Genomic DNA, 22,651 nt, shown 5'->3' on the forward strand with positions numbered 1-22,651 from the left:
AGCGCATTTGCTTTTTTCCGTACTCACCTACTCTGTCACCGTCGAGACGTCAAGTGCCGTCGGATCGGCCTGAGACGCGCTGAGCTTAATGGCAATAAACTTAGATGTCGGTGTGAAACTGCCCAGGCCATGGCTTTCTAGTGGTACGAGTGGATTGGTTTCTGGGTAATAGGCCGCCGCTTGACCACGGGGAATGTCATACGCCACCAATTGAAATTGTCTCACCGAGCGGTGCTTGCCGTCGGGCCACATTGAGGTTAAATCCACTCGGTCGCCAGCTTGAAAGCCCATCGCCGCGATGTCTTCTGGATTGACGAACACAACATCACGCGCGCCAAACACCCCTCGATACCGATCGTCTAAACCATAGAGGGTCGTATTGTACTGGTCGTGTGATCGCAGGGTTTGCAAAATCAAATCGGGCTGGTTGTCATCGCTGAGTTCTAAATGCTCAACCAAAGACGTCAGCAACGGGTTGGCGATAAAATTCGCTTTCTGTGAGCTCGTTAGCCACTGCTTTTGCGCCGCACTGTTGCCCAAATAAAAACCGCCAGGCTGTCTTAACCTGTGATTAAAATCTTCAAATCCCTTAATCGTTTTAGCAATGTAATCGCGGATCCGGTCGTAATCTTCCACCACCCAAGACCAATCGATGGGCGCTTTGCCTAGCGTTGCTTCGGCGATACCCGCAATAATCGCCGGCTCTGATTTCATCTCAGTAGAGCGCGGGGCCAGTTGTCCAAACGATAAATGCACCATACTAAAGGTGTCTTCCACCGTCACACCTTGGTAGCCCTTCGCTTGCCAATCTTTGTCGGTGCGACCAAGACAAGGCAAAATTAACGCGTCTTTACCGGTCACCAGGTGAGAGCGGTTTAATTTGGTCGCAATGTGTACGGTTAAATCGCATTGTTGCAGCGCACGATGGGTACGCGGCGTATCAGGTGTCGCTTGAGCAAAATTGCCGCCAAGGCCGATAAAGACTTTAGACTGCCCCGTTTCCATCGCCTGAATGGCTTGGATCGCGTTGTGCCCTTCATGGCGTGGCACACGAAATTGAAAGGTATTTTCAATCGCATCTAATAAAACTTGCGGCGGTTTTTCATCAATGCCCATGGTCCGATCGCCTTGAACATTGCTGTGACCGCGAACGGGGGATAAGCCCGCCCCCGGTTTCCCCACGTTACCGCGTAGCAATTGTACATTGACCACTTCTTGAATGATCGCCACGGAATGTCGATGTTGGGTAAGCCCCATCGCCCAGCACATGATCACGCGCTCTGATTGGCTATACAGGGTAGCAATGGTCTCAATGTCTTTTAAGCTCATGCCCGATTGCGCTTTGATATGTGACCAAGACGTCGCTTCCACTTCTGCCATATACTGCTCAAAACCCTGAGTGTGCTCGGCGATAAAGTGGTGATCAATCACCGATGGTTTTTGATTGGCTTTGGCCAGTTTATCCCATTCAATTAAAAACTTAGCCACCCCTCTCATCACCGCCATATCGCCACCCAATGCGGGTCTAAAATAGCGATTGCTGGTCGGCTTAGAGCCATTGGTGATCATTTCTATCGGGTGTTGCGGGTTTTGAAAACGCTCTAATCCCCTTTCTTTTAGCGGATTAATACACACCACATTGGCGCCGCGCTTGACCGCCTCACGCAATGGCTCAAGCATTCTCGGGTGATTGGTACCTGGGTTTTGGCCGATAACAAAAATGGCATCGGCTTTGGCAAAATCGTCAAACACCACGGTGCCTTTGCCCACCCCAATGGTACTTTTTAACCCTTGGCCACTGGCTTCATGGCACATGTTCGAGCAATCGGGGAAATTATTGGTGCCAAAGGCGCGGACAAACAATTGATATAAAAAAGCCGCTTCGTTACTGGCTCGACCGGAGGTATAAAACTCTGCTTGATCCGGCGAAGACAGCTGATTGAGATGCGTCGCCACTAACGAAAAGGCCTCTGCCCAAGAAATCGGTACGTATTGATCCCGCTGTGCGTCATAGCGCATGGGCTCGGCGAGTCGACCTTGCTGCTCTAACCAATAATCACTTTGTTTGGCGAGTGAAGAAACGCGGTGCGCAGCAAAAAAATCGCGCCCAACCAAGCGAGCCGTGGACTCCCAATTGACTGCTTTGGCGCCATTTTCACAAAAGTTGACCAAGCCGCTTTCAGGGGCATCGCCCCAAGCACATCCCGGACAGTCGAAACCGCCATTTTGATTGGTCTTTAACATGGCACGGAGGTTTTTTAACCCTCGCTCACTGGCCATCCAACTCTTGGTGACACTTTTTAATGCGCCCCACCCTGCCGCGGGGTGGTGGTACTCTCTCACTGTCGACTTTGACATCACATCGCCTCCTGATTTTTAACTCTTAGCCAGCAAAACGTTTTTATTGTTCTTTTTCGCCATCCACTCAGTCTCCGATGGTTAGCGACCTTATTACAAACTGATAACCTGGTTTACATGGTAGAGATTTTTGTCAACATTGGCCAATTGATGTTATCTACTGAGTGATTGAATACTTCTATCGCGACGGTCGAGATTGATTTGCGATCTAAGCCAAGGAGGGCCGATGACATTAGGGATAAGCTAGAATTGCTGTTGCAGGAAATCAACGACAGTGGTTAAATCAAATCCCTTTCCCAATCGGTGGCTTTTCATTGGATATAAAACAACTCAAATACCTCGTCGCCTTAGATAAAACCCAACATTTTGGCCAAGCGGCCGCGTTGTGCCACATTAGCCAACCGACCTTATCGCAACGTATTCGACAACTCGAACAAGAGCTCGATCTGACTTTAATTCGACGCGGACAAAAATTTGAAGGTTTTACTGAAGAAGGTGAACGCATCCTAGTCTGGGCCAATACCCTGTTGGCCAACTACCAAGGCTTAATGGCTGAAGCCGTTCATTGCCATTCACAAAACCACGGCTTGATTCGCATTGCCATGGTGCCCCTATCCGGCGTCAATCCAGCCGACTTACTCACTTGCCTAAATCGAGTTTTTCCCAACATTCGCTGCCAATTACACACCCTGTCGACCAAAGAGATACACGAACAACTCAAGAACAATCAAATCGATTTGGCCATCAGTTATCGTGAAAAACACCTTGATACCGAGCTAACATCGCATCCTTTTTTTAGTGCGCCACTGGGTTTATTTTATCATCAACACCACTTTACCTTACCTAAGGTGGTGGACTTAGCACAGTTCGGAAAACTGCCATTGGCGACCTTATCAAAAGCCATGTACTTTCGTCAGCTCAGTGATGCCTTTTTCTCTGCGCATCAAATGATACCCAACATTCACATCGAATGTGATTCCGTCTATCACTTGATTCAGTGTGTGGAGGCGGGTCATGTTTGTGCTTTACTGCCATGGAGCGAAGAGTATCGCCTCCACAACCCGCAGCTGCAGTTTGCTTCATTAAACACGCCTTTACCTACCACGCAGTTGTATTTGCTTGCTCGCCGCGAAGACACGCAAAGCCACTTAGTCAAACGCTGTATTGAATTACTGCTCACTCACCGTCAATAAGCGCGACAGACAGACACAAAAAAGGCAGCGCTCAGGCTGCCTTTGCATCATTTTAATGACAAAAAGTCAATTAATACATCAACTTATACTAAAGTTAGTGTTACGTCGATGTTGCCGCGAGTCGCATTAGAGTATGGGCAAACTACGTGTGCTTTGTCGACAAGCGCTTGCAGCTGTGCTTTATCCATGCCAGGTACGTTGATACGAAGCTCAACTTCAATACCGAAGCCTTGTGGGATAGGACCAATACCAACCAAACCTTCAATGCTGGTTTCAGCCGGTAGAGTAACCCCCTCTTGTGACGCCACTAGGTTTAACGCGCCGTTAAAACACGCCGCATAACCAGCAGCAAAAAGCTGTTCTGGGTTGGTGCCTTCACCGCCTTTACCACCAAGAGCTTGAGGTGTTGTAAGCTGAAGATCAATTTGCTTGTCTTCTGCGGTAGCGTGACCGTCGCGAGCACCGATGACAGAAGCTTGAGCAGTAAATAGCGTTTTTTCTAAAGACATGTGATATCCCTCGTTGAGTTAGCATGTAATGCGTATCGATAATCAAACAACCCTGTTGCTTAATTAGAGTTTATCCACTCTAACATTGATTCGGCAACAAGATCACTGTGATTGTTTCGTTATTACAGTAGCGCAAAATTAAATAGCGCGCTATATAAATCACAAAAAATTCACCTAAAACGTCAATCAACCTGTTTTTTGAGCTTTTCACGCAAGGTTTCCAATTGCTCTTTGAGACGCTCAAGTTGATTGAGCTCTTGGCAAGTGGCGGAAAGGACTTGAGAAGGGATCTCTGCCATCTCATTTTGCAGCGCATGCCCTTGGTCAGTCAAAAAGATACGCACCACTCGCTCATCACGACTTTCTCGTTGACGAGTGACTAAGTTGGCGCTGGCCATTCTTTTTAACAAGGGCGTTAAGGTGGCTGAATCAAGAAACAATTGCTCGCCGAGCTGCGACACAGTTTGCCCCTCTTGATGCCACAAACACAGCAGCACCAAATACTGTGGGTATGTGATGTTATAAGGCTTTAACAACTGACGATAGAGTTTGTTCATCGCCAGGGAGGAAGAATAAAGAGCAAAACACACTTGCTGATCCAACAATGATGCAGGGGGAGATTTATCACTCATGGTTATTTTGCCTTACTGGAATAAAGCCTAGCGCAAAACACAACGTCTTTTTTCGCCAAGCTCTGTGTCGATAACACAATAAAGTTATGCTAGCACACTCTATTTACAGAAAAAAATAGCAAATTGAATTGGAAGTCATTGTAGGAGCATGAAGGAGAAAGCCTCATTGCGCAAAAAGCAATGCAAGCCCGAAACAACAAGGGGTAGAATCAATGAAAAGACAAGATACACAAAGTAAAGAAAGATAAACAGTAAGAAGGAAACTCACTTGGATAGGTCTAGAAAAGAAATAGACAAGAAAAGAAAATGGAGGCGCGTCCCGGAGTCGAACCGAGGTCCACGGATTTGCAATCCGCTGCATAGCCACTCTGCCAACACGCCTCAAGATGGTGCCCCGGGCCGGACTTGAACCGGCACAGCGCGAACGCCGAGGGATTTTAAATCCCTTGTGTCTACCAATTCCACCACCAGGGCAACGCAATCATGCGATGGTAACACCACCTGTTCTAACGACCTTCGCCGTTAGAACGAGGCGTACTTTAACCGATTAAGCACAGAGGTCAACAAAAAAATCGTGTTTTTTATTCAAGTGTTTAAAAAGCGAACCCAGACGTCGATTAATCCCGCACTTTGATTAAATGCACAACAGCTCGACGTGATAAACCATTGCACTTTGGACAATCGCACTTTGAACCATCGCTCGTTGAAACCATCGCGCGATGAACCTTGCCGTGTAGCACCAGGGCTTGGGGCGCGTATTTCGACTCCGTTTTCCATTCTCCCCTGCTATTTTTGGAAAAATAAGGCTTCTTTATTACTTTGAACAAAGCGAGGCACCATGATTGTCCGTTATGGCGACTGAATATAGAGGGACGTTTAGGGCGGCTGGCTGATACTTTTTGACTCAACAAGAAGAAAATCACCTAGCCATAAGCGGACTCAGTCTCACTGATACGTCTTGAATATGAGACAAAATGGGATTTTATTGACAATATCCTGAAAAACAGCTGACAAACACATTAATAGTCATAATGATTGTCTTATAATTTATCCATACTAAGTATGAGTTTCATAATCAACATCATGCTTATTTATCATACCAATAATAACACGGCTTAAACCAGTGGTAGTCCGAGCACTATTACTCAGAAATGGAATGTCATTATGTTTGATGATCAGTTGCGCATACAATTACTCGCTTCTCCTAGTGTCCAAAACCAGAGCTTTTGTCATTTACTGGTACAACACACACAGTTACCGATTGAGTTGGTCGATTATCGGCAGGCTCAACAAGTCAAGAGTTCGGTTCGCTGCATCAACGTCTTTGATTGTCAGTTAGAGTGGCCTGACGACATGTGCCGTCACTTTAATCACGATGACAAGGTGGTCGCCAATGTCTTACTCAATATTGCCCCAGACACACCGATACACAGCATTGCCCAATGGCAAAAACTCAAAGGCGTCTTTCAAACGGATGACTCACTAGAGAGGGTTTGCCAAGGCCTAAAGGCGATCGTGATTGGCGAAAATTGGCTATCAAGACGATTCTCACAACAGTTACTCGATTATTTGCAAACCACCCGAAGTGATATTCTCGAGCCCAACACCGAAGTCAGCAGTTTAACCAAACGAGAGCGACAAGTCTTGATTTCGCTCAAGCAAGGGCAATCGAATATGGATATTGCTCAAAACTTATTTGTTAGTGAACACACCATTAAATCGCACCTGTATAAAATATTTAAAAAGATTGAAGTAAAAAACCGCACACAGGCCATTGAATGGGCAAAATGCCATTTGTAAACCCGCCATCTACCCCTAAAAAATAGAGAAAGCCAAGTATGATTATTCCTCATACTTGGCTTTATTTTTGTCTACACCACAAATAATAAAAAACAGCAAAAAAAAATGAAGACTGATATTTAGTACAAAAACCTCATACTCTCATTAAATTCATCATACTTTTTCACCCTACTTTATCGGCAATTTTTTCAGCCAGTCATTTCATACTTATTTCCCACTCTGATTATTTATTTATGGCATATCATTACATCATCTTGTTAAGGCAAGTTTGTATCAGCAAGCGACAAGATACATGTTCAAAATAACTAACATCAGCAGTTGACAAAAGTAAGGGATATATTATGAAAAAGTTAGCAATCACAATGGCAGTACTCGCAGCAACTGGCGCTACTTATGCTCAAGCAGAAAATAAATCTGCAGCCACCACCATCACAACCAATGTAGAAGAAATCTGTAACATCGGTATGTGGGCAACCGGTGGCGATGGCTATGTCGGTGACTCTGTATCTGATGATTTGGGTACCACACAAACCTATTTCACTAGCGAACTCAATGACTTTAACCTTGAAGGGCAATCAATCACCGGCAAAGTGAAATGTAATGCCTCTGGCGGTTACAGCGTGGATGTGGTCGCCACCAATGGTGTGATGTCTAATAACGATGGTCTTGCTACCAAGACTGTTGAATATACTGTTACCGGTGTAAGCGGCACGAATTTCACCCTAGATAGTGGGCTAAGTGGTGGGGCTGATCTAAGTGCAGGTACACTAACACCCGTTGGTGGTGGTTCAGGTGTTGACACTGCTACCTTTAAAATCAAAATGACCCCGGATGATACCTTTAGCTATGCCGGTGTTTATTCAGAAACGTTAACTTTCCACCTCAACGCTCTGTAATTTCGTCTCATTAGGAGGGGTTACGCCCTCCTTTTTTCTCCAAGGTGAACGAATATGTTTAATAAATTTCTCCTCCTCAGTTATTTTATCGCTTTACCTGCATTGGCCAATTTTAATATTTCCCCCATATCTATTTCATTATCGGTGGGAGAAAAGTCTGGCAGTTATACACTAGAAAACCTCAGCCAACGCAAAGCGGCATATCAAATACAAGCCGTCACGAGAGAAATATTCTCGAATGGCGAAGAAAACCTACAGGAAACCAAGCTTATTCGGGTTTTTCCATCAAAAATCATTCTCTCCCCGGGGCAAAAAAAACGAATCAAGGTCATTTATCTCGGTAAAAAAAATATCGCCAAAGAACAATCTTTTCGCGTGTTATTTAACTCTTTAGATCTGGATGTATCTGACTCACTAAAAACAACTGGGGTGATTACAAAATATAACTTCGCAACCACTTTTTATGTCACACCCAAAGATGCAGAAGCGGATCTTAATACCCATATCGTTAAAAAGAACAATCGCTATCAATTGCAGTTAAAAAACCGTGGTAGCAAACACATTATTTTACGCAATTGGAAGCTGGATCTTGTCAATAACCAGGCGAAACAACGCTATTCGGGCGACCTTCCCGATGTCAATATTTTGGCTGGCAACGAGCTTTACATTCCCCTTACTGGGATTTCAGGTCAATACCAAACCGCCAATATTGTCACCCAATAATGAACGCCAAAGGGCAGTTACCGTCATTCAAAGGAGAAAGCGATGTCTATTTCACACACATTGACACGGCCTTTCTATGTCTTACTGACGACGCTTATATTGCCCGCGTCGATTTTTGCAGCCGAAATGGAATTTCCTTTGGATTTATTACTATTTGAAAAGAAACATGAAGTCACGGCTTATCTAGACGATGAAGATGAAAACTATTGGGCTTTGAGTGGTAACGAGCTCTTGAGTTTATTAGAGGGGCAATTAGACAGTGAACGCCTCGATACTTTGCGTCAACAAATCCAAGGCCAGAAAGTCTCTCAAACCCATTTTGAACAATTTGGCTGGACCAGTCATTACTCCCTTGATGAGTTGCTGATCACGCTGTCGCTTCCTGTGACCGAACGAAAGGTGATCGATTTAGCCATGACGCGTAGCCTGTCGAGAACGCCCTCCAATGACTATCAGCATATTCAACCGGACTTTGTTAGCGGCATCATCAACACCAGTTGGTATCATAACCAAAATTTAAAGAACACCGAGTACAGCTCAAGCAGTGCCACGATTGAAGCCGCCATCGCCATCGGTGATGTCACCTTTGAAGATCGCCATACCTACAGCTATGCGCATCATGCAGGCGAAGGACAGTGGCAGCGCAATATCATGCGTATGATGTACGACCTACCCAATGACTGGGGTTACCTACAACTTGGTGATTACTATACCGAAACCGACATCAATACCCTGTCCGGTGGTGATTTGTTTGGCTTGTCTTACTCTTTTCAACCCGACTATTTGAGCTGGGGTGTTCGCCCAAACAGCGTTCCTTTGCGATTAGAAAATGCCGCCTTAGTGACCATCAATATCAATGGTGAGCAATATCGCGTGTTACGCCTTGCTGCTGGGCAATACAATTTGCGTGATTTACCCCTTGAGCAAGGAATTAATGAAGTCGAAGTGGTGTATCGCGACCGCAGCGGCAATGAGCAACGCCGCTTTTTCAACCTGATTGACAGCCCACAGTTATTACTCAATGGCGACATCGAAACTCAGTGGGTGGTGGGCGTCGAGCAAGATTATGACGAAGATGGCATCAAAACCCTAGAAGAAGATAAAGTGGGCGCCCACGCGGTCATCTCTTATGGTTTAACCGACTGGTGGACCCTATCCCCTCTAGTAGAGTGGCAAGAAGAAGAGCAAAAATACCAATTGCGCAATAACTTTGCGATTGGCGATAACTTTTTGTCCCTGAGTGGCTATCACCAAACCAGCGACAGCAGCAAGGTAAACCAAGGTACATTGCAATTTTATGCCCCCACGTTTTTTTACGACCGATTTAACAACTTCAGTTTGTTTTATACACTCACCGACAGTACCAGTTACCAAGGGCTCAATCACACCGTCAGCTTAAGCTCGGGGATCAATACCCCGCTTGATAACGGCTACTTTTCTTACACCTTGAGTAATACCTTTAACGCTGGCGAACGCGTATCGCAATCGGCGTCGATCAACAGCAGTTATCGTTGGTTTAATCGTTATACCACCAGTTTGAATTTGCGCTGGCAAGAGTATTACAACCAATCGGAGACCAGCGTCTACTTTTCGTTTTCCCTTCCGCTCAACTGGAATAACATCAGTATTTATGCGCGTTCTTCTTACAACAGCCAAGATGAAGAATACAACAATGAAATCAGTGCCTCACAATACAAAACCGATTATTACTGGCGCACCAGTGCCGCCTTTGTCGACTCTGATTACGAAGGCTTTGATGGCTATGCCAAACTCTACGGCGATCGCGTTGATTGGTCTGCCAGCCTTTATTCCAGTAATGAGCACACCGACTACTCTAGCCGCTCGATGACGCTTGGCGCGCAAACGGGCCTTGTCTGGGCCGGCAGTGATTTTCAATGGACCTCACCTGTGAATAACAGCTTTACCATTGTGAGTTTGCCAGAAAAACTGGAAGACAAATACGCGTTAGAAAAAGACGTCTATGGCCGAATGAAAATTATCCCTAAAGAACAAGGGGGTCAAAGCAGCCAAATTTTGGATATCGCCGATCGCAGTTATCGAAATATTCGCGTTGACGGCAGTGAGCTCGACTTTAATGAAGAATTAGTATCAGGTCAATTGGCGGCGCTAAGCAAACGCCGTACTGGCAGCAGTTATGAAATCGACATCACCAAAGGCTACTTTGTTACCGGTAACTTTCACAATCAAAACAATCAACCGGTTGAAGATTTAGTCGGTGAATTTCAGCGCGCCAATTCATCGCAAACTTACCCCTTCTTCACCGGTGCAGATGGTGGCTTTGAGCTTGACGTGTTGCCACCGGGTGACTATCGCATCTACTTTTACGATGGCAAAGCCGAAGAAATGTACGTCTCCATCAAAGAAGCCCATGTGATTGAAGACACCTTTATCGAACTTGGGCAACTCAATATCCGTACATATTAAAACGCTGTTGCCTGAGAGAGTTACTGTTTTTTAGTGACACTGTCACGAACAACCAATTCAGGCAATAACTCAACGAGTTGCTCTTCTAAGTCCGGCACTCTTAAACGTTCAATCAACGCCTCGACTGCCGCCTTGCCCATCCGGTATTTCGGTTGGTGAATGGTGGTTAACGCTGGGGTAAAAAACTGCGCCATGTGAATATTATCGTAACCGATGATCGACAGATCGGCAGGTAAAGACAATCCGTGCTTCTGCGCGGCTTGAATCACCCCCAAGGCCATCATATCGTTACTGACAAACAAGGCTGTCGGTTTGTTCGATTGTGCCCATAATCGCTCAAACGCATCGATGCCACCTTGGCAATCAAAGTCCGACTCCACCACCCAATCACGGTTAATCTCTTGTCCTGCTTGTTGCATCGCCTGCTCGAAACCCGCGTAACGCAACGACGCTTGGCGCAAATGCATCGGGCCGGTAATACAGCCGATGTGCTGATGACCTTGCGAGAGCAAATATTCGGTTGCCATCATCCCGCCGCGGTGTGAGTTATCTTGAATTTTATCGCAGCGAAAACGCATCGGACCGCGATCCATTAACACCACTGGGATATCAGGGTATTGCTGTAAAATATCGAGCTGCTGCGCTTCGATAATCGAGCACATGATGATCAAACCATCAACGCGGCGTTGCAACAAGGTTTCAATGCTGGCTTGCATCCGCTCACTGTCCCCTTCGGTATTGCACAAAACCAAGTGATAGCCTTGCTGGTAACAATGGCGCTCTACCCCTTTAACCACTTCACCAAAAAAGGGGTTCACCGACGTGGTTAATAACATGCCAAACGTCTGGGTGCGATTTTTTTTCAAACTGCGCCCTAAAATGGAAGGCGCATGATAATTCAGTGTTTTTGCGGCGTGTTGTACTTTGGCGGTAATATCTTCACTGACATAGCGAGATTGGTTAATCACATGACTCACGGTCGAGGTCGACACACCAGCAAGCTTCGCAATATCTTTCATTGTCGCCATTTAATACCTCTCATACAGTGAAATAACGGAGACAAAGCCGTCATGTATAACATGGTTGACAGTTAAAATACGAGCGTTTTAATCAACAAAATCGTCAACAGCGGCTCTGGTCGGGATCGAGGTTTGCGCCCCAAACGCAGTCACAGACAAGGCCGCTGCCGCTTGGGCAAAACGCACTGCTTGAACCAAGCTTTTCCCTTCCGATAACGCGCACACTAAAGCACCGTTAAAGGTATCGCCTGCCGCCGTGGTATCGACCGCCTTGACTCGAAAGCCTGGAATAAGTTGACGTTCGCCGGTCGAGGCCTGACTTAACCAAACGCCTTTTGCGCCTAAGGTGATCAAAACGATATCGATGCCTTTGTCGTGAAGTTTGTCACTGGCGAGTGCGGCGCTTTGTTCATCCTCAACCGCCACGCCGGTCAGGATCTGCGCTTCGGTTTCGTTTGGGGTAATGATATCGATAGCACGCAAAATCGAATCGGGCAACGCAACCGCTGGAGCAGGATTGAGCACGGTCAGTGGCGGTGTCGTCATTTGCGATGTCAGCGTCAGTGCTTGTTCAACGCCAGATAATGGCGTTTCTAGTTGCATCAGCAAATAATCCGCTTGTTGTAAACTTGCTTTAGCTTGCAACACTTGTTGGTCATCTAGGGCTTGGTTGGCGCCGGCAAACACACAAATGCTGTTTTCGCCCTGCTCTGTCACCTGGATCATCGCCAAGCCAGTCGATTGGTTTGCTTGTTCAAAAATCATTGTTGTATCAATGCCTTGGTCAGCGAAGCCTTGCTTCATTGAACGACCAACGTCATCGTTACCTATCGCTGAGATAAAGTGGGTCTTGGCATTTAAGCGCGCACACGCCACCGCTTGATTTGCCCCTTTACCGCCGGGGATCAGTTGATAATCGTGGGCATGGCAGGTTTCACCCGGCGCCGGAAACTGCGCCACCTTGACCACGTGATCGGCGTTGATACTACCAAGGACAACTATCTGCTTCATGAAAATACCTTATTGGGTCAAACGAATCGGGAAAGGAGAAGATTGGCGCGAGCCAGTGGAACCTAGCCCGCGCAACAGATGATTATTGACTAATCACTTTAAGTGGAACCGGTACGTTGTTGGCCACTTGCTCGCCTTTTAGTACTTTGTCGGCGATCTCAACACCTAACGCACCAATCATATCCGGTTGCTGGGCAATGGTGGCGCCAAGTTGACCGCGCTCGACTGCGGCAATACCATCTTTTGTGCCATCAAAGCCAACGATCATCACGTCTTTTCCGGCCGCTTTCACCGCACGCAAGGCGCCAAGGGCCATTTCGTCATTTTGCGCAAATACCGCTTGCACATCCGGGTTACCGGCCAGTAGGTTTTCCATTACGTTGAGGCCTTTGGTGCGATCAAAGTCCGCCGGCTGGCTGGCAACTAAGTCAAGTTCACTGCCTTTGACCGCTTTCATAAAGCCTTCGCCGCGTTCACGAGCCGCTGACGTTCCCGCAATCCCTTCAAGTTGGATCACTTTGGCTTTTTGACCTACTTTTTCAATGATGAATTTACCGGCCATTTCACCGCCAGAGACATTATCTGATGCAATGTGGCTGACTACATCTCCACGAGAAGCACCGCGGTCTAGCGTCAATACCGGGATATTCGAGCGGTTAGCCAAACGGATCGCATTCGACACCGCATCTGAATCGGTTGGGTTGATCAAAATGGCTTTGACCCCGCGAATGGTTAAGTCTTCCACATTAGAAAGCTCTTTACTCGGGTCGTTTTGTGAATCGAGTACAATCAAGTTATAACCCAGTTGCTCGGCTTTTTTCTCCGCCCCTTCTTTCATGGTGACAAAGAACGGGTTGTTAAGGGTTGAGAGGACAATGGCCATGGTATCTTGCGCTTGAGCAGCAAAACTGACGGTGGAAGATAACAAAGCAGTCGAAATTAAAGTGGCTAATGTTTTTTTCATCACAGTGGTCCTTTTGTCTGTAGTGGGCAGCGTTACCACTGCCCTTTTATTTGTTATGGATAAAGTAGGATTAAGGGTATTACTTATTTTTATTGTCGATCAGTACTGCAAGTAAGATAACCACCGCTTTGGCAATCATCTGGAAATAGGACGAAACATCGAGCAAGTTTAGGGCGTTATTCAAAAAGCCGATGATTAAGGCGCCAATCAAGGTGCCCATAATACGGCCTTTACCACCCATTAAGCTGGTGCCGCCGAGAACAACCGCCGCAATGGCATCAAGCTCATAACCCATTCCCGCCGTCGGTTGAGCAGAAGACAGTCTCGAGGTCACGATGATACCGGCTAAGGCGGATAGGAGACCACAGATAGCATAAGCGCCAATCTTAACACGGTCGACATTGATGCCCGAAAGTCGCGTCGCTGATTCGTTGCCACCTAAGGCGTAAATATAGCGCCCAAAGCGGGTATGATTGAGTAAGTACCAAGCGCCGGCAAATACGATCACCATAATCCACACGGGGACGGGAATACCAAAGCCATAGCCAGTACCAAACCAAGCGAACTGATCTGCGGTGTCGGTAAAGCCCGCCGAAATTGGACGCCCTTCGGTGTATACCATAGTGACGCCGCGCAACAAGGTCATGGTCACCAGTGTGGCAATAAAGGCCTGCACTTTTCCTTTGGCAATGATCACACCGCTAATGGCGCCAAGCAAAGCCCCCGCAACCAAAGCGGTCGGCACCGCAATCAATACCGGCACTTCCATGGCAATCAAACTGGCGGCAAACGCCCCACACAGCGCGAGTACCGAGCCGACACTCAAGTCAATGCCGGCAGTTAATATCACTAAGGTCATCCCCACGGCAATAATGGCGTTGACTGAGGTTTGGCGCAAAATATTAAGCAAGTTGTCGACGGTAAAAAAGTTAGGGTTTAAAAAAGACACCACCACAATCAAAAACACCAGCGCAATCAGTGATTTTTGTTCGATTAACGTCTCTTTACTCAGCCAAGATTTTTTCGCTTTCTCTTGTGATTGAATGGCCGTTGTTTTCATGCTGCTACCTCATTGTGTTTGCCTACTGCACAGGCCAACAGTTTTTCTTGATCGGCGTGCTCTTGAGTGAACTCGCCACTGATACGTCCTTCGTGCATCACCACGATTCTGTCGCTCATGCCCAGTACTTCAGGCATTTCTGAGGACACGAGAATAATGGCCATTCCCTCGGCCTTAAATTGGTTGATAAGCTGGTAGATTTCCTTTTTCGCCCCGACATCCACCCCGCGGGTTGGCTCGTCTAAAATCAACAGTTTAGGGCGAGTAATCAACCCTTTGGCAATCGCCACTTTTTGCTGATTACCACCGGATAAATTACCGATGATTTGTTGTTGGCTCGGGGTTTTAATATTGAATAAACGAATGAAATCCTCGACGATAAACGACTCTTGCTCATGGTTGATCTTGCCCCACTGAGTTAAATCCTTCATCGCACACAAGGTCATGTTTTCTTTGACCGATAACCCCAGCACCAAGCCATCGCCTTTGCGATCTTCCGAGATGTAAGCAATCCCAGACTCAAGGCCTTGTTGCGGTGTGGTCGGGTTCACCGCCTCGCCATCGAGTTCCATGGTGCCCGATTGCGCAGGTAGAGCCCCGTAGATCATTTTCATCAATTCGGTGCGCCCCGCGCCCATCAAGCCAGAGACACCGAGAATTTCACCTTGGTAAACGTGAAAACTGACATCACTGACGCCATGGCCAGAAAGGTTATTCACCTTTAAGCCTAATTTCTTTTCTGCCAGTGGCGCGATACGCGGGTATTGATCTTCGAGCTTACGTCCGACCATTTTTTCGATCAGGTAGTCCTCATCAATTTTGGCCACTTCACATTGCTCGATGAACTGACCGTCGCGCAGCACGGTAATGTCGTCGCAGATCTCAAAAATTTCTTTCAAGCGATGAGAGATATAAACAATTCCACACCCTTGTTGGCGCAGTTCGTTGATCACCTTAAACAGCGACTGCGTTTCGGTATCCGTCAGGGCGTCGGTCGGTTCGTCCATGATGATCACTTTCGATTCAAACGACAGCGCTTTGGCGATTTCCACCATTTGTTGCTCGCCTAAACTCAGTTCGCCAAGCAAGGTAGTGGGTTTATGTTTGATGTTTAATCGGTCGAGCAACTGCTGCGCTTGCTGATGCATTTGCGGCCACTGAATTTTGCCCAAGCGATTGGTGATCTCACGGCCCAAAAAGATATTCTCAGCAATACTGAGCTCTGGGATCAAATTCAGCTCTTGGTGAATAATACTGATCCCGGCTTGTTGTGAGTCTCGAGGGCCGGAAAAATTCACACTTTGCCCTTGATAGCGCACTTGACCAGCGTCTTTTTGATAAATACCGGTTAACACTTTCATCAAGGTCGATTTGCCAGCGCCGTTTTCGCCCATGAGCGCCATCACGCGTCCGGGGTAAACCGACAAACTGGCTTTATCGAGGGCTTTTACGCCGGGAAACGCTTTTTCGATATCCAGCAGTTGTAAAATTGCCTCTTTCATAAACGCTCCTTAAAACACCACGCCAGAATGAAAAATAACATTGGCATAAGGGGTGCACTCACCAGTGCGAATCACCGCCTTACTGCGCTGAGTTTGGGTTTTAAACTGCTCGTGGCTGAGGTAATGAACCACTATCTCACGGCCGCTTTGTTGGCGAGCCTGCTCAATCAGCGCCATTAACTGTTGATGGCATTCGGGGTTGTGTTCGCGCATTTCACTGGCTAACGTCAGGGCTTCAATCTGGCATTCACTCAATACGGTTGTCACGGTATCAATAAAGCTGGGTATCGAATCTTTTAACGCTAAATCAATACGTTGAACTGGTGCCGGAATCGGTAAACCCGCATCGGCAATGGTGATTTCATCCGTGTGGCCCAAACGGGCAATCAGATGGCTGACTTCAGCATTGAGTAGTGTCGCTTTTTTCATTGTTCGACCTTTGTGTAGGGTGTCACGTTATTGACAGTCTGTATTGTCGTTTATCGTCATTATTGACTGCTGATTGTCGACTTATTCTGTGCAGCAGTTGATCGATGGTGCGGGTTATTCACGTGCGGCGCTTAAGTGTTGGCAAGTGAGTTTACCCTGCCCTTTTCATCGCCGTTTCTGTGTAACAAAAACATCATCGAAACGTTTCGATGATATAATATCGAAACGTTTCGATAGCACCAGTGATCAGAAATTGAAATGTGATTGCGATCGAATAGATTGATAAGATCAATAATTAAACAATGAGCCAGATCACACTTATTTGCCCATATTTCACGACGATAGTCACCCACTTACCGACCACTTTGCTATGAGTTTGGTTGTCATGACTAGGCAGGCATAGCATCTGTCGGTATAGTGGCGCAAGTAGACGACGCTCTACCCGACGCAATTTGATCTTCAAGGAAGAAGCTCACAGCACTGCCCGTGGTGTTTCTCTTGCGCATCATCAAATTCGATCGCTTTAACCTAACTCACGGTGTGCTATGTTCGAACTTGTTATTGGTATTTTGTTTCCAGTGTTTTTCTTAGTCATGATTGGTTACGTGATAGGACGTGCGATCAACCCCGACTTTGCCCCCATCAATCGCCTCAATATCGACTTCTTCTTACCCGCTTTGGTCTTTTCTTCATTAGGGACCATGCCGCTGGATTTACAGCAAGTGCCGTTGTTAATGGCCGCCTTAGTGTCGATTTTTGTCCCGCTCGTTGTGATGTGGCCTTTGTGTCGCTATTTTGGCCTCAGATTTAAAACCTGGACGCCGCCGCATATGTTTCGCAATAGTGGCAACCTGGCTATCCCGCTGTTTACCTATACGTTTGGCAGCCAAGCCGTTTCTTCCGCGGTGTTGTTATTCGTGATTTCATCGTGCTTGCACGTCAGTTTTGGTCTGATGATCATGAGCCAAGGCAACCCGATAAAACACATTTTAAAGACGCCGACTTTTTTGGCGACCTTACTGGCATTGGCGCTAAACCTCAGTGGTATTGGCTTGTGGGCCCCGCTGTACGAAGGAACGCATTTACTCGGTCAAGCGGCGGTGCCAATTATGCTGCTCTCGCTTGGTTCACAAATGAAAAACATGCGTTGGACGGGGCTAAGAATTGGTTTGCTTTGTACGGCACAATCACTATTGACTGGCGCGATTGCCTTTTTATTGATTGATACCTTTATTGAGTTGCCCACTTTGCAGCGGCAGATGATGGTGTTGTTTACCATGTTGCCCCCCGCGGTGATGAATTACTTGTTTGCTGAGCGGATGGATAATGAACCCGATAAGGTCGCGGCCATGGTGTTGTTCGGCAACTTTTTTGGCTTGTTAACCCTGCCGTTGTTACTGACATTAGCGCTGTCTTTGGGGTAGCGGAATAACGGAAAATTTTGAGGTCACGGTGAGGGGCAGTGACTTTTATCTGAACTCATCCAGTGACCTTGGGAAGTAACTTGTTTCTGGACAAAAGCGTGTTGAATTCCAAGCTCTAATTTTTGAGTTTCGGATTAAAACTTCTATGCAGATGACGCTTTACATTAGCGGCAGCAAAACGCAGAGCAAGGAACTAACGGCGCTGGTTGCTTTCGGAATGAATGTGATTAGCCCATGATCTCATTCATCCGCTCCTGAAAGTAGCTTGGGTATTTTTCCATCACTGCCCTAGCTCCGTCCCGATCTTTTTTCAGTGCCTTCACGAGATTCTTCTTCTGGTGCGCATCTAGGCTCAAGGATGTGGTGAGATCCTGAGCGATGACGCGGTCCGAAAAGCCAAGTTCGTATAGAGTTATGGTTGTTTCGGTCGGTAGCCCATATTTTAGTCGCTTTTGAAAAACATGCAGACGACTGATGAGGTCCTCGCTGTCTCGGCCCAGAGTTTCGATGAGTTCACACACTGCGCCAATAACGAGGGCTCCTTCGTAAGCAAGCTTACCTTCCCCAACATCGACAACATGGTCGACCTTGAACTCTCGTCGCCGAGAGCCCCAAATCATCTTACATTTTCGCTCTCGAATGATTTTGAGGAGATCGTTAAAGGGTTTTCCACTGATCCATCCATGCGCGATTTCTTTAAGAACCTCCGGCTTATCGAACTTGGTGAATACGCCGCTGTTGATATGTCGGATAAGCAATGGCCAGACAAGATCGAGCACCTCTGTTTCATCATCAATCGAAAGCAGGCTGTCAACGTTGGCTTGAACCCATCCCTCAATTGCTTGGGCATCCCGAATTCCGTAAAGTGTTCTGCCGTATATTTTGCGGCGAGCCGGATCAGTGATATTTGCCGAGATGTTCCCCGCAAGAAGCTGAAACAACTCACGGATATGCTCCTTTTTCTGATCATCGGCCAGGAAGAAAGCCAGAGTTCCTTCGGCCAGACGGGTCACATCAGTTTCTGAAAGACCATCCTCGGATTCATCCCAATGGGATAACAGGAAGCTCTCGACGGCACAGATGAGGTTGATTCTCCAGGCGACCTGCCGCTCGACACCATCTCTTGAGAATCCTTTGTTCCGATGTTGTGCGGCTATCCTAGCAGCATACTGTGTAACTTCATCGGGATCGTTGATGTAGGCCTTGGCAAAATCCAGAGCCTCCATTGTGATGATGAATTTCTCGTCATCACTCTTGATGGCGTCGAAGATCGATAAGAGGTTACTAATACATGGCTCTGAATTAGAAGGCTCAAGGAGTTCTTTCACTTGCTCCCAGCGCCATTTGTCCCTACGGACCTTTCGCTTATCATAGATTAGCGGATCTGCAAACAGGATACTGCCTTCAGTATGCATCCCGGCGCGACCCGCTCGGCCAATAAGGTTGTGGAAATCACGAACTTTGATGCGCTCCATACCTTGGTAAACACTGGTCACGATGAGATATCGAATCGGAAGATTTACGCCCTGTGCCAATGTGGATGTGCAAACAACGAATCGCACAAGGTCGTTGCGCATGGCATGCTCCACCGCCAGACGGATACCATGCGGCGTATTTCCATGATGGGAAAAAACGCCGTGAGCCGCGCTTTGTGACGCCGGGGCGTCAGCACCGAGATTTTCGACATGCAGATGTCTCAGCCGTTCAACTTCCTGGGTGCCAGAGAAATCTGACGGCAAGGCCAAGGGGGCGCCTCGTTCGATAATATCGACGATTTTATCGCAGATGCTTGCTGCTGTTGATTTTCTCCCACAAAAAATAGCGACACTACCATTCGGGACCAATCTCAACCCTAGATAAAGTGCTACTGTTTTCCCAAAATCAGGATTTGGCTTGCCATTAGGTTTCATCGCTTGTTCTGGAAAAAAACGTTCAGTGGTTTCCCTTGGTTTCCGTCCAAGAGTGAATCTTTCGATTACCCTCGGAACGAAAAACTCGCCTTGTTCGGCATTACGGCTGTCGACATATTCGATCCTTCCCAATTGATCAAGCCAGCTCGCGAACCCGACTGACCTGAAGGTCGGAATTAGAGTCGTGCCTTCAACAACATTAGGTTCCCCGTTCAGCCACTCTCCGACAGACTTGGCGTTGCTGATAACAGCCGAGATTAACACCTTCTGAGTTCTTTCAGGGATCATTGAGCGCAATGATGTCAGGAGTAGTTCGTATGTTATGCCTCTGGTGCCGCTGTCAAACTGGTGGCCCTCGTCAAAAACTAATAGCCCAATGTGATCTGCCAGCTCTGGAGCATGCCTAAGGACGTAAAGCAACTTCTCGGGAGTAACAACAAGGATCTGTTGGTGCCCCAAAAGTTCGGCAATCTCGAAGTCGGTCTGTAGGGCATCGGATAATTCATCCACCTTAGTGGGTTCGTCGTGGAACGCCTCAATGAGACTGTTTTTTATCTCATGACATAGTGCCCGAAACGGAGCAATGATAATGGCCAGTGCTACGCGATCTGCCAGAAACGCGCTACGAAGAATAACTTCGGCTGCTTTTGTTTTTCCCGCACTGGTAGGCATTTGAACGATAGCAGATTTACCTTTGAGAACATCTGCTCTTCCCAACAGGTGCTGTGCTGGCCACAGCTCTTTGATGAAAGACTTCTTCTGAATTGAGGATTGCCATTTATTCCTTGAAAGCCCTGAATAGAAAGGAAGAGCATTCCAACAGGAGTTCTGAATTTTTTTTCTGATTAGGGCTGTAGCAATATCACCGAGAAGAAGCTGCCTAGGGGAACCTAATTCATAAACAGCACTCCTTAGCTGTCTAAGCTTGTCTAAGAGTTCTTTTTCACCAGTGCCATTCTTGACAAACTCTACTAACGCCTCGAAAACGACATCAATATAATTTCCGAGTTCTCCCTCTGCACCACCAAAATATGTAGAGATATCTCCTCGCAACATCCAAAAAATAAGATTCTCCAGGCCGTAAGCATCCAGATCTGGAAAATCAGTATCTACTTTCCGGGCTAGTACCGAAGCGCTTCCAGGTAAATCACAAAGATAGTATGAAGAAGCTCCAACTAGTAGGAGATATGGATCCAGACTCTCATTCAACTTTGACTGGACATATGAATCAAAAAAATGGGCAGAAAAGAGTAGGCTTCTCCTCAGATCGGAGAGTAATTCGGGATCCGGATTGTCTCGGTTCATAGTAGCGGCAAGGTCACCCAGTAGGCCGATTGAAATAGGAAAAAGCTTGGCTGGATCTTGTGTGATTTTAATGTGATGTTCATCCGGAACACTATACTCAATCATCTTAGCCTTTGACCGCGTGACGCCAAGCAGTAATTGGGATTTCTGTTCAGGCTTCATCCGCAGCTCTCCTGTATAGTTCGTGGACCAAAGCCATCATGTCGACCCCCTTTATAACTAAGAGAACCAGATTTTCACTGTTCGGATGAGAGATATGTTCCTTTGATTTTGGAGACTTCGGGATTGTCTCGCAATTCGAAGACCCTATAACATTTGCATCAAAATGTTCATCTGAGATGATTGCCGCAGCACCAAATGACTCTTTATATGGTATGTCAACTGGATTCTGAAATCGATCAATTAGCTGAGCTTCGCCTCTGCTTCCTTTCTCGAATAGCTTTTGCTTAATGTAGTGGAGCGATTCACCTATTCTGAGGTGATCTTTTGCTGAATCATTAATAGCATCTTGTAATCTGTTTTTCCCAGATCCTGAGAACTGAGTCTTAGCTTCGAATACAATTAGAAGGTCTTCTGGAGATGTCGAGTAATCCAGGTTGCAGAAGCGAAAACCAATAACATCACTGCCCTTGGGTGACTCATCTCGGACAACCTTCGACGACCACCGTATTCTGGGAACCCAGAAGCCCAGACACCATTGAAGATAGTCAGCAACGAGAATTTCACCAAAATCACCCGCTCGTATTCCGGGGCCAAGCTTTGTTGAGCTACAAGGGAATTTAAGAGTATTGAGATAGTCTTTACGAGATTGCTGACCTCTGAGGAAATCTATATCGGTATCCAAGCAATAGTGGTTGCGAAAGTGTTTTGCCCAAGCGGAGAGTACAGCCTCGTCTTTCTTATGATGGAACGCCCAAATTTCTACCTCCTTCCCATCGGCAGTTTTCAGTCGTTCACCTGTATCAGTGAGCCAGTTAATATGCTCCGAAGTCCAAGGCATTTAATTTCCGTATCTTAATGTGAGGGTAGTTTACGTCTTAGTATTCATGCACTGTTTAAAGGAATCAATCGATTGTGGGACTTGGCTGCTGCCACATCCGTATTATTTGATATTAATCATGCTGTAGAATTTTTCGGCGTCAGAAATAATATAACTAAACACATAAGGGAACTAGGATAGACCTTTTATTTATTTCCTCAAAGCTCTGATGTGAGTTAACTGCGTGTCACTTTGCTGAGACATCATGGGCAATTTAGTGTTTCATGCCCCATCAGCAAGCCTATGGACAGAAACGAGTTAAGCTAACCGCACTATTTCGTTTCTGTCTCATTAGGAAAAGTAAGTTGAAGTCTTAGACGTTTTTTATATTAAAATGCCGGAGTAGAGCAAACAGCCTTAGCTTTAAAGAGCTTAGACTGACGAATACTCAAAGCCGTAGACCAACCCCCGAAAACTAGTGTTAAAAACACA

Annotated in this window: 17 protein-coding genes and 2 tRNA genes; 6 read left to right on the plus strand and 13 right to left on the minus strand. The window is 46.6% G+C overall.

The window, feature by feature from the left end:
* Positions 1-27 precede the first annotated feature (27 nt).
* The gene (locus AB0763_RS13615; protein ID WP_306099734.1) at positions 28-2,358 is read right to left on the minus strand and encodes an FdhF/YdeP family oxidoreductase; all 2,331 of its coding nucleotides are present in this window, start codon (positions 2,356-2,358) and stop codon (positions 28-30) included.
* Positions 2,359-2,672: 314 nt separating this feature from the next.
* On the opposite strand from AB0763_RS13615, the gene AB0763_RS13620 reads away from it, so the two are divergent.
* The gene (locus AB0763_RS13620; protein ID WP_306099735.1) at positions 2,673-3,551 is read left to right on the plus strand and encodes a LysR family transcriptional regulator; all 879 of its coding nucleotides are present in this window, start codon (positions 2,673-2,675) and stop codon (positions 3,549-3,551) included.
* Positions 3,552-3,634: 83 nt separating this feature from the next.
* On the opposite strand, the gene AB0763_RS13625 is transcribed toward AB0763_RS13620, so the two are convergent.
* The 4 genes from AB0763_RS13625 to AB0763_RS13640 all read right to left on the minus strand — a co-directional run bounded on the left by AB0763_RS13625 (position 3,635) and on the right by AB0763_RS13640 (position 5,166).
* Positions 3,635-4,060 carry an organic hydroperoxide resistance protein gene (locus tag AB0763_RS13625; RefSeq protein WP_306099736.1) on the minus strand — a complete coding sequence of 142 codons (426 nt, stop codon included), beginning with the start codon at positions 4,058-4,060 and terminating at the stop codon, positions 3,635-3,637.
* Between the two features lie 182 nt (positions 4,061-4,242).
* A complete protein-coding gene (locus AB0763_RS13630; protein WP_306099737.1) occupies positions 4,243-4,692 on the minus strand; it encodes a MarR family winged helix-turn-helix transcriptional regulator in 450 nt (149 codons plus the stop codon).
* 307 nt (positions 4,693-4,999) lie between these two features.
* Positions 5,000-5,073 (minus strand) — tRNA-Cys (locus AB0763_RS13635).
* A 6-nt stretch (positions 5,074-5,079) separates the two neighbouring features.
* Positions 5,080-5,166, minus strand: a tRNA-Leu gene (locus tag AB0763_RS13640).
* 690 nt (positions 5,167-5,856) lie between these two features.
* On the opposite strand from AB0763_RS13640, the gene AB0763_RS13645 reads away from it, so the two are divergent.
* From AB0763_RS13645 to AB0763_RS13660, 4 genes are all read left to right on the plus strand, one after another.
* Entirely contained in the window at positions 5,857-6,492 is a 636-nt protein-coding gene (locus tag AB0763_RS13645; protein ID WP_306099738.1) for a LuxR C-terminal-related transcriptional regulator, read from the plus strand.
* A 341-nt stretch (positions 6,493-6,833) separates the two neighbouring features.
* Positions 6,834-7,388 (plus strand): hypothetical protein, encoded by a 555-nt coding sequence (locus AB0763_RS13650; protein WP_306099739.1) that lies wholly within the window; start codon positions 6,834-6,836, stop codon positions 7,386-7,388.
* 54 nt (positions 7,389-7,442) lie between these two features.
* Positions 7,443-8,111: a hypothetical protein gene (locus tag AB0763_RS13655; protein WP_306099740.1), complete on the plus strand. Its 669-nt coding sequence runs from the start codon at positions 7,443-7,445 to the stop codon at positions 8,109-8,111.
* Positions 8,112-8,153: 42 nt separating this feature from the next.
* The gene (locus tag AB0763_RS13660) at positions 8,154-10,556 is read left to right on the plus strand and encodes a hypothetical protein (protein ID WP_306099741.1); all 2,403 of its coding nucleotides are present in this window, start codon (positions 8,154-8,156) and stop codon (positions 10,554-10,556) included.
* Positions 10,557-10,576: 20 nt separating this feature from the next.
* Here AB0763_RS13660 and AB0763_RS13665 read toward each other — a convergent pair whose 3' ends face one another.
* The 6 genes from AB0763_RS13665 to rbsD all read right to left on the minus strand — a co-directional run bounded on the left by AB0763_RS13665 (position 10,577) and on the right by rbsD (position 16,541).
* Positions 10,577-11,584, minus strand: a complete 1,008-nt coding sequence (locus AB0763_RS13665) for a substrate-binding domain-containing protein (protein WP_306099742.1) — start codon at positions 11,582-11,584, stop codon at positions 10,577-10,579.
* Positions 11,585-11,662: 78 nt separating this feature from the next.
* Positions 11,663-12,586 carry a ribokinase gene (gene rbsK, locus AB0763_RS13670; RefSeq protein WP_306099743.1) on the minus strand — a complete coding sequence of 308 codons (924 nt, stop codon included), beginning with the start codon at positions 12,584-12,586 and terminating at the stop codon, positions 11,663-11,665.
* A gap of 82 nt (positions 12,587-12,668) precedes the next feature.
* Positions 12,669-13,550 carry a ribose ABC transporter substrate-binding protein RbsB gene (rbsB, locus tag AB0763_RS13675; RefSeq protein WP_306099744.1) on the minus strand — a complete coding sequence of 294 codons (882 nt, stop codon included), beginning with the start codon at positions 13,548-13,550 and terminating at the stop codon, positions 12,669-12,671.
* A 79-nt stretch (positions 13,551-13,629) separates the two neighbouring features.
* Positions 13,630-14,610, minus strand: a complete 981-nt coding sequence (gene rbsC, locus AB0763_RS13680) for a ribose ABC transporter permease (protein WP_306099745.1) — start codon at positions 14,608-14,610, stop codon at positions 13,630-13,632.
* Positions 14,607-16,112, minus strand: coding sequence for a ribose ABC transporter ATP-binding protein RbsA (gene rbsA, locus AB0763_RS13685; protein WP_306099746.1), 1,506 nt, complete (start codon positions 16,110-16,112; stop codon positions 14,607-14,609). The genes rbsC and rbsA overlap by 4 nt, the downstream gene beginning before the upstream one ends.
* Positions 16,113-16,121: 9 nt before the next feature.
* Positions 16,122-16,541, minus strand: a complete 420-nt coding sequence (gene rbsD / locus AB0763_RS13690; RefSeq protein ID WP_306099747.1) for a D-ribose pyranase — start codon at positions 16,539-16,541, stop codon at positions 16,122-16,124.
* A gap of 545 nt (positions 16,542-17,086) precedes the next feature.
* Here rbsD and AB0763_RS13695 point away from each other — a divergent pair.
* Positions 17,087-17,965, plus strand: coding sequence for an AEC family transporter (locus tag AB0763_RS13695; RefSeq protein WP_306099748.1), 879 nt, complete (start codon positions 17,087-17,089; stop codon positions 17,963-17,965).
* A gap of 227 nt (positions 17,966-18,192) precedes the next feature.
* Here the strand turns inward: AB0763_RS13695 and AB0763_RS13700 are convergent, their stop codons facing one another.
* Entirely contained in the window at positions 18,193-21,342 is a 3,150-nt protein-coding gene (locus tag AB0763_RS13700) for a DEAD/DEAH box helicase (RefSeq protein WP_306099749.1), read from the minus strand.
* Positions 21,332-22,180 (minus strand): Hachiman antiphage defense system protein HamA, encoded by an 849-nt coding sequence (locus AB0763_RS13705; RefSeq protein ID WP_306099750.1) that lies wholly within the window; start codon positions 22,178-22,180, stop codon positions 21,332-21,334. The genes AB0763_RS13700 and AB0763_RS13705 overlap by 11 nt, the downstream gene beginning before the upstream one ends.
* Positions 22,181-22,651: the final 471 nt, after the last annotated feature.

Origin of the sequence: Vibrio sp. HB236076 (assembly GCF_040957575.1) — a bacterium.
GTDB lineage: Bacteria > Pseudomonadota > Gammaproteobacteria > Enterobacterales > Vibrionaceae > Vibrio.

Bases quoted from the DNA above. Each gene is read 5' to 3' on its own strand.
- AB0763_RS13615 (WP_306099734.1), bottom strand. From the start codon at position 2,358: ATGTCAAAGTCGACAGTGAGAGAGTACCACCACCCCGCGGCAGGGTGG.
- AB0763_RS13625 (WP_306099736.1), bottom strand. From the start codon at position 4,060: ATGTCTTTAGAAAAAACGCTATTTACTGCTCAAGCTTCTGTCATCGGT.
- AB0763_RS13630 (WP_306099737.1), bottom strand. From the start codon at position 4,692: ATGAGTGATAAATCTCCCCCTGCATCATTGTTGGATCAGCAAGTGTGT.
- AB0763_RS13645 (WP_306099738.1), top strand. From the start codon at position 5,857: ATGTTTGATGATCAGTTGCGCATACAATTACTCGCTTCTCCTAGTGTC.
- AB0763_RS13650 (WP_306099739.1), top strand. From the start codon at position 6,834: ATGAAAAAGTTAGCAATCACAATGGCAGTACTCGCAGCAACTGGCGCT.
- AB0763_RS13655 (WP_306099740.1), top strand. From the start codon at position 7,443: ATGTTTAATAAATTTCTCCTCCTCAGTTATTTTATCGCTTTACCTGCA.
- AB0763_RS13660 (WP_306099741.1), top strand. From the start codon at position 8,154: ATGTCTATTTCACACACATTGACACGGCCTTTCTATGTCTTACTGACG.
- AB0763_RS13665 (WP_306099742.1), bottom strand. From the start codon at position 11,584: ATGGCGACAATGAAAGATATTGCGAAGCTTGCTGGTGTGTCGACCTCG.
- rbsK (WP_306099743.1), bottom strand. From the start codon at position 12,586: ATGAAGCAGATAGTTGTCCTTGGTAGTATCAACGCCGATCACGTGGTC.
- rbsB (WP_306099744.1), bottom strand. From the start codon at position 13,550: ATGAAAAAAACATTAGCCACTTTAATTTCGACTGCTTTGTTATCTTCC.
- rbsC (WP_306099745.1), bottom strand. From the start codon at position 14,610: ATGAAAACAACGGCCATTCAATCACAAGAGAAAGCGAAAAAATCTTGG.
- rbsA (WP_306099746.1), bottom strand. From the start codon at position 16,112: ATGAAAGAGGCAATTTTACAACTGCTGGATATCGAAAAAGCGTTTCCC.
- rbsD (WP_306099747.1), bottom strand. From the start codon at position 16,541: ATGAAAAAAGCGACACTACTCAATGCTGAAGTCAGCCATCTGATTGCC.
- AB0763_RS13695 (WP_306099748.1), top strand. From the start codon at position 17,087: ATGTTCGAACTTGTTATTGGTATTTTGTTTCCAGTGTTTTTCTTAGTC.
- AB0763_RS13700 (WP_306099749.1), bottom strand. From the start codon at position 21,342: ATGAAGCCTGAACAGAAATCCCAATTACTGCTTGGCGTCACGCGGTCA.
- AB0763_RS13705 (WP_306099750.1), bottom strand. From the start codon at position 22,180: ATGCCTTGGACTTCGGAGCATATTAACTGGCTCACTGATACAGGTGAA.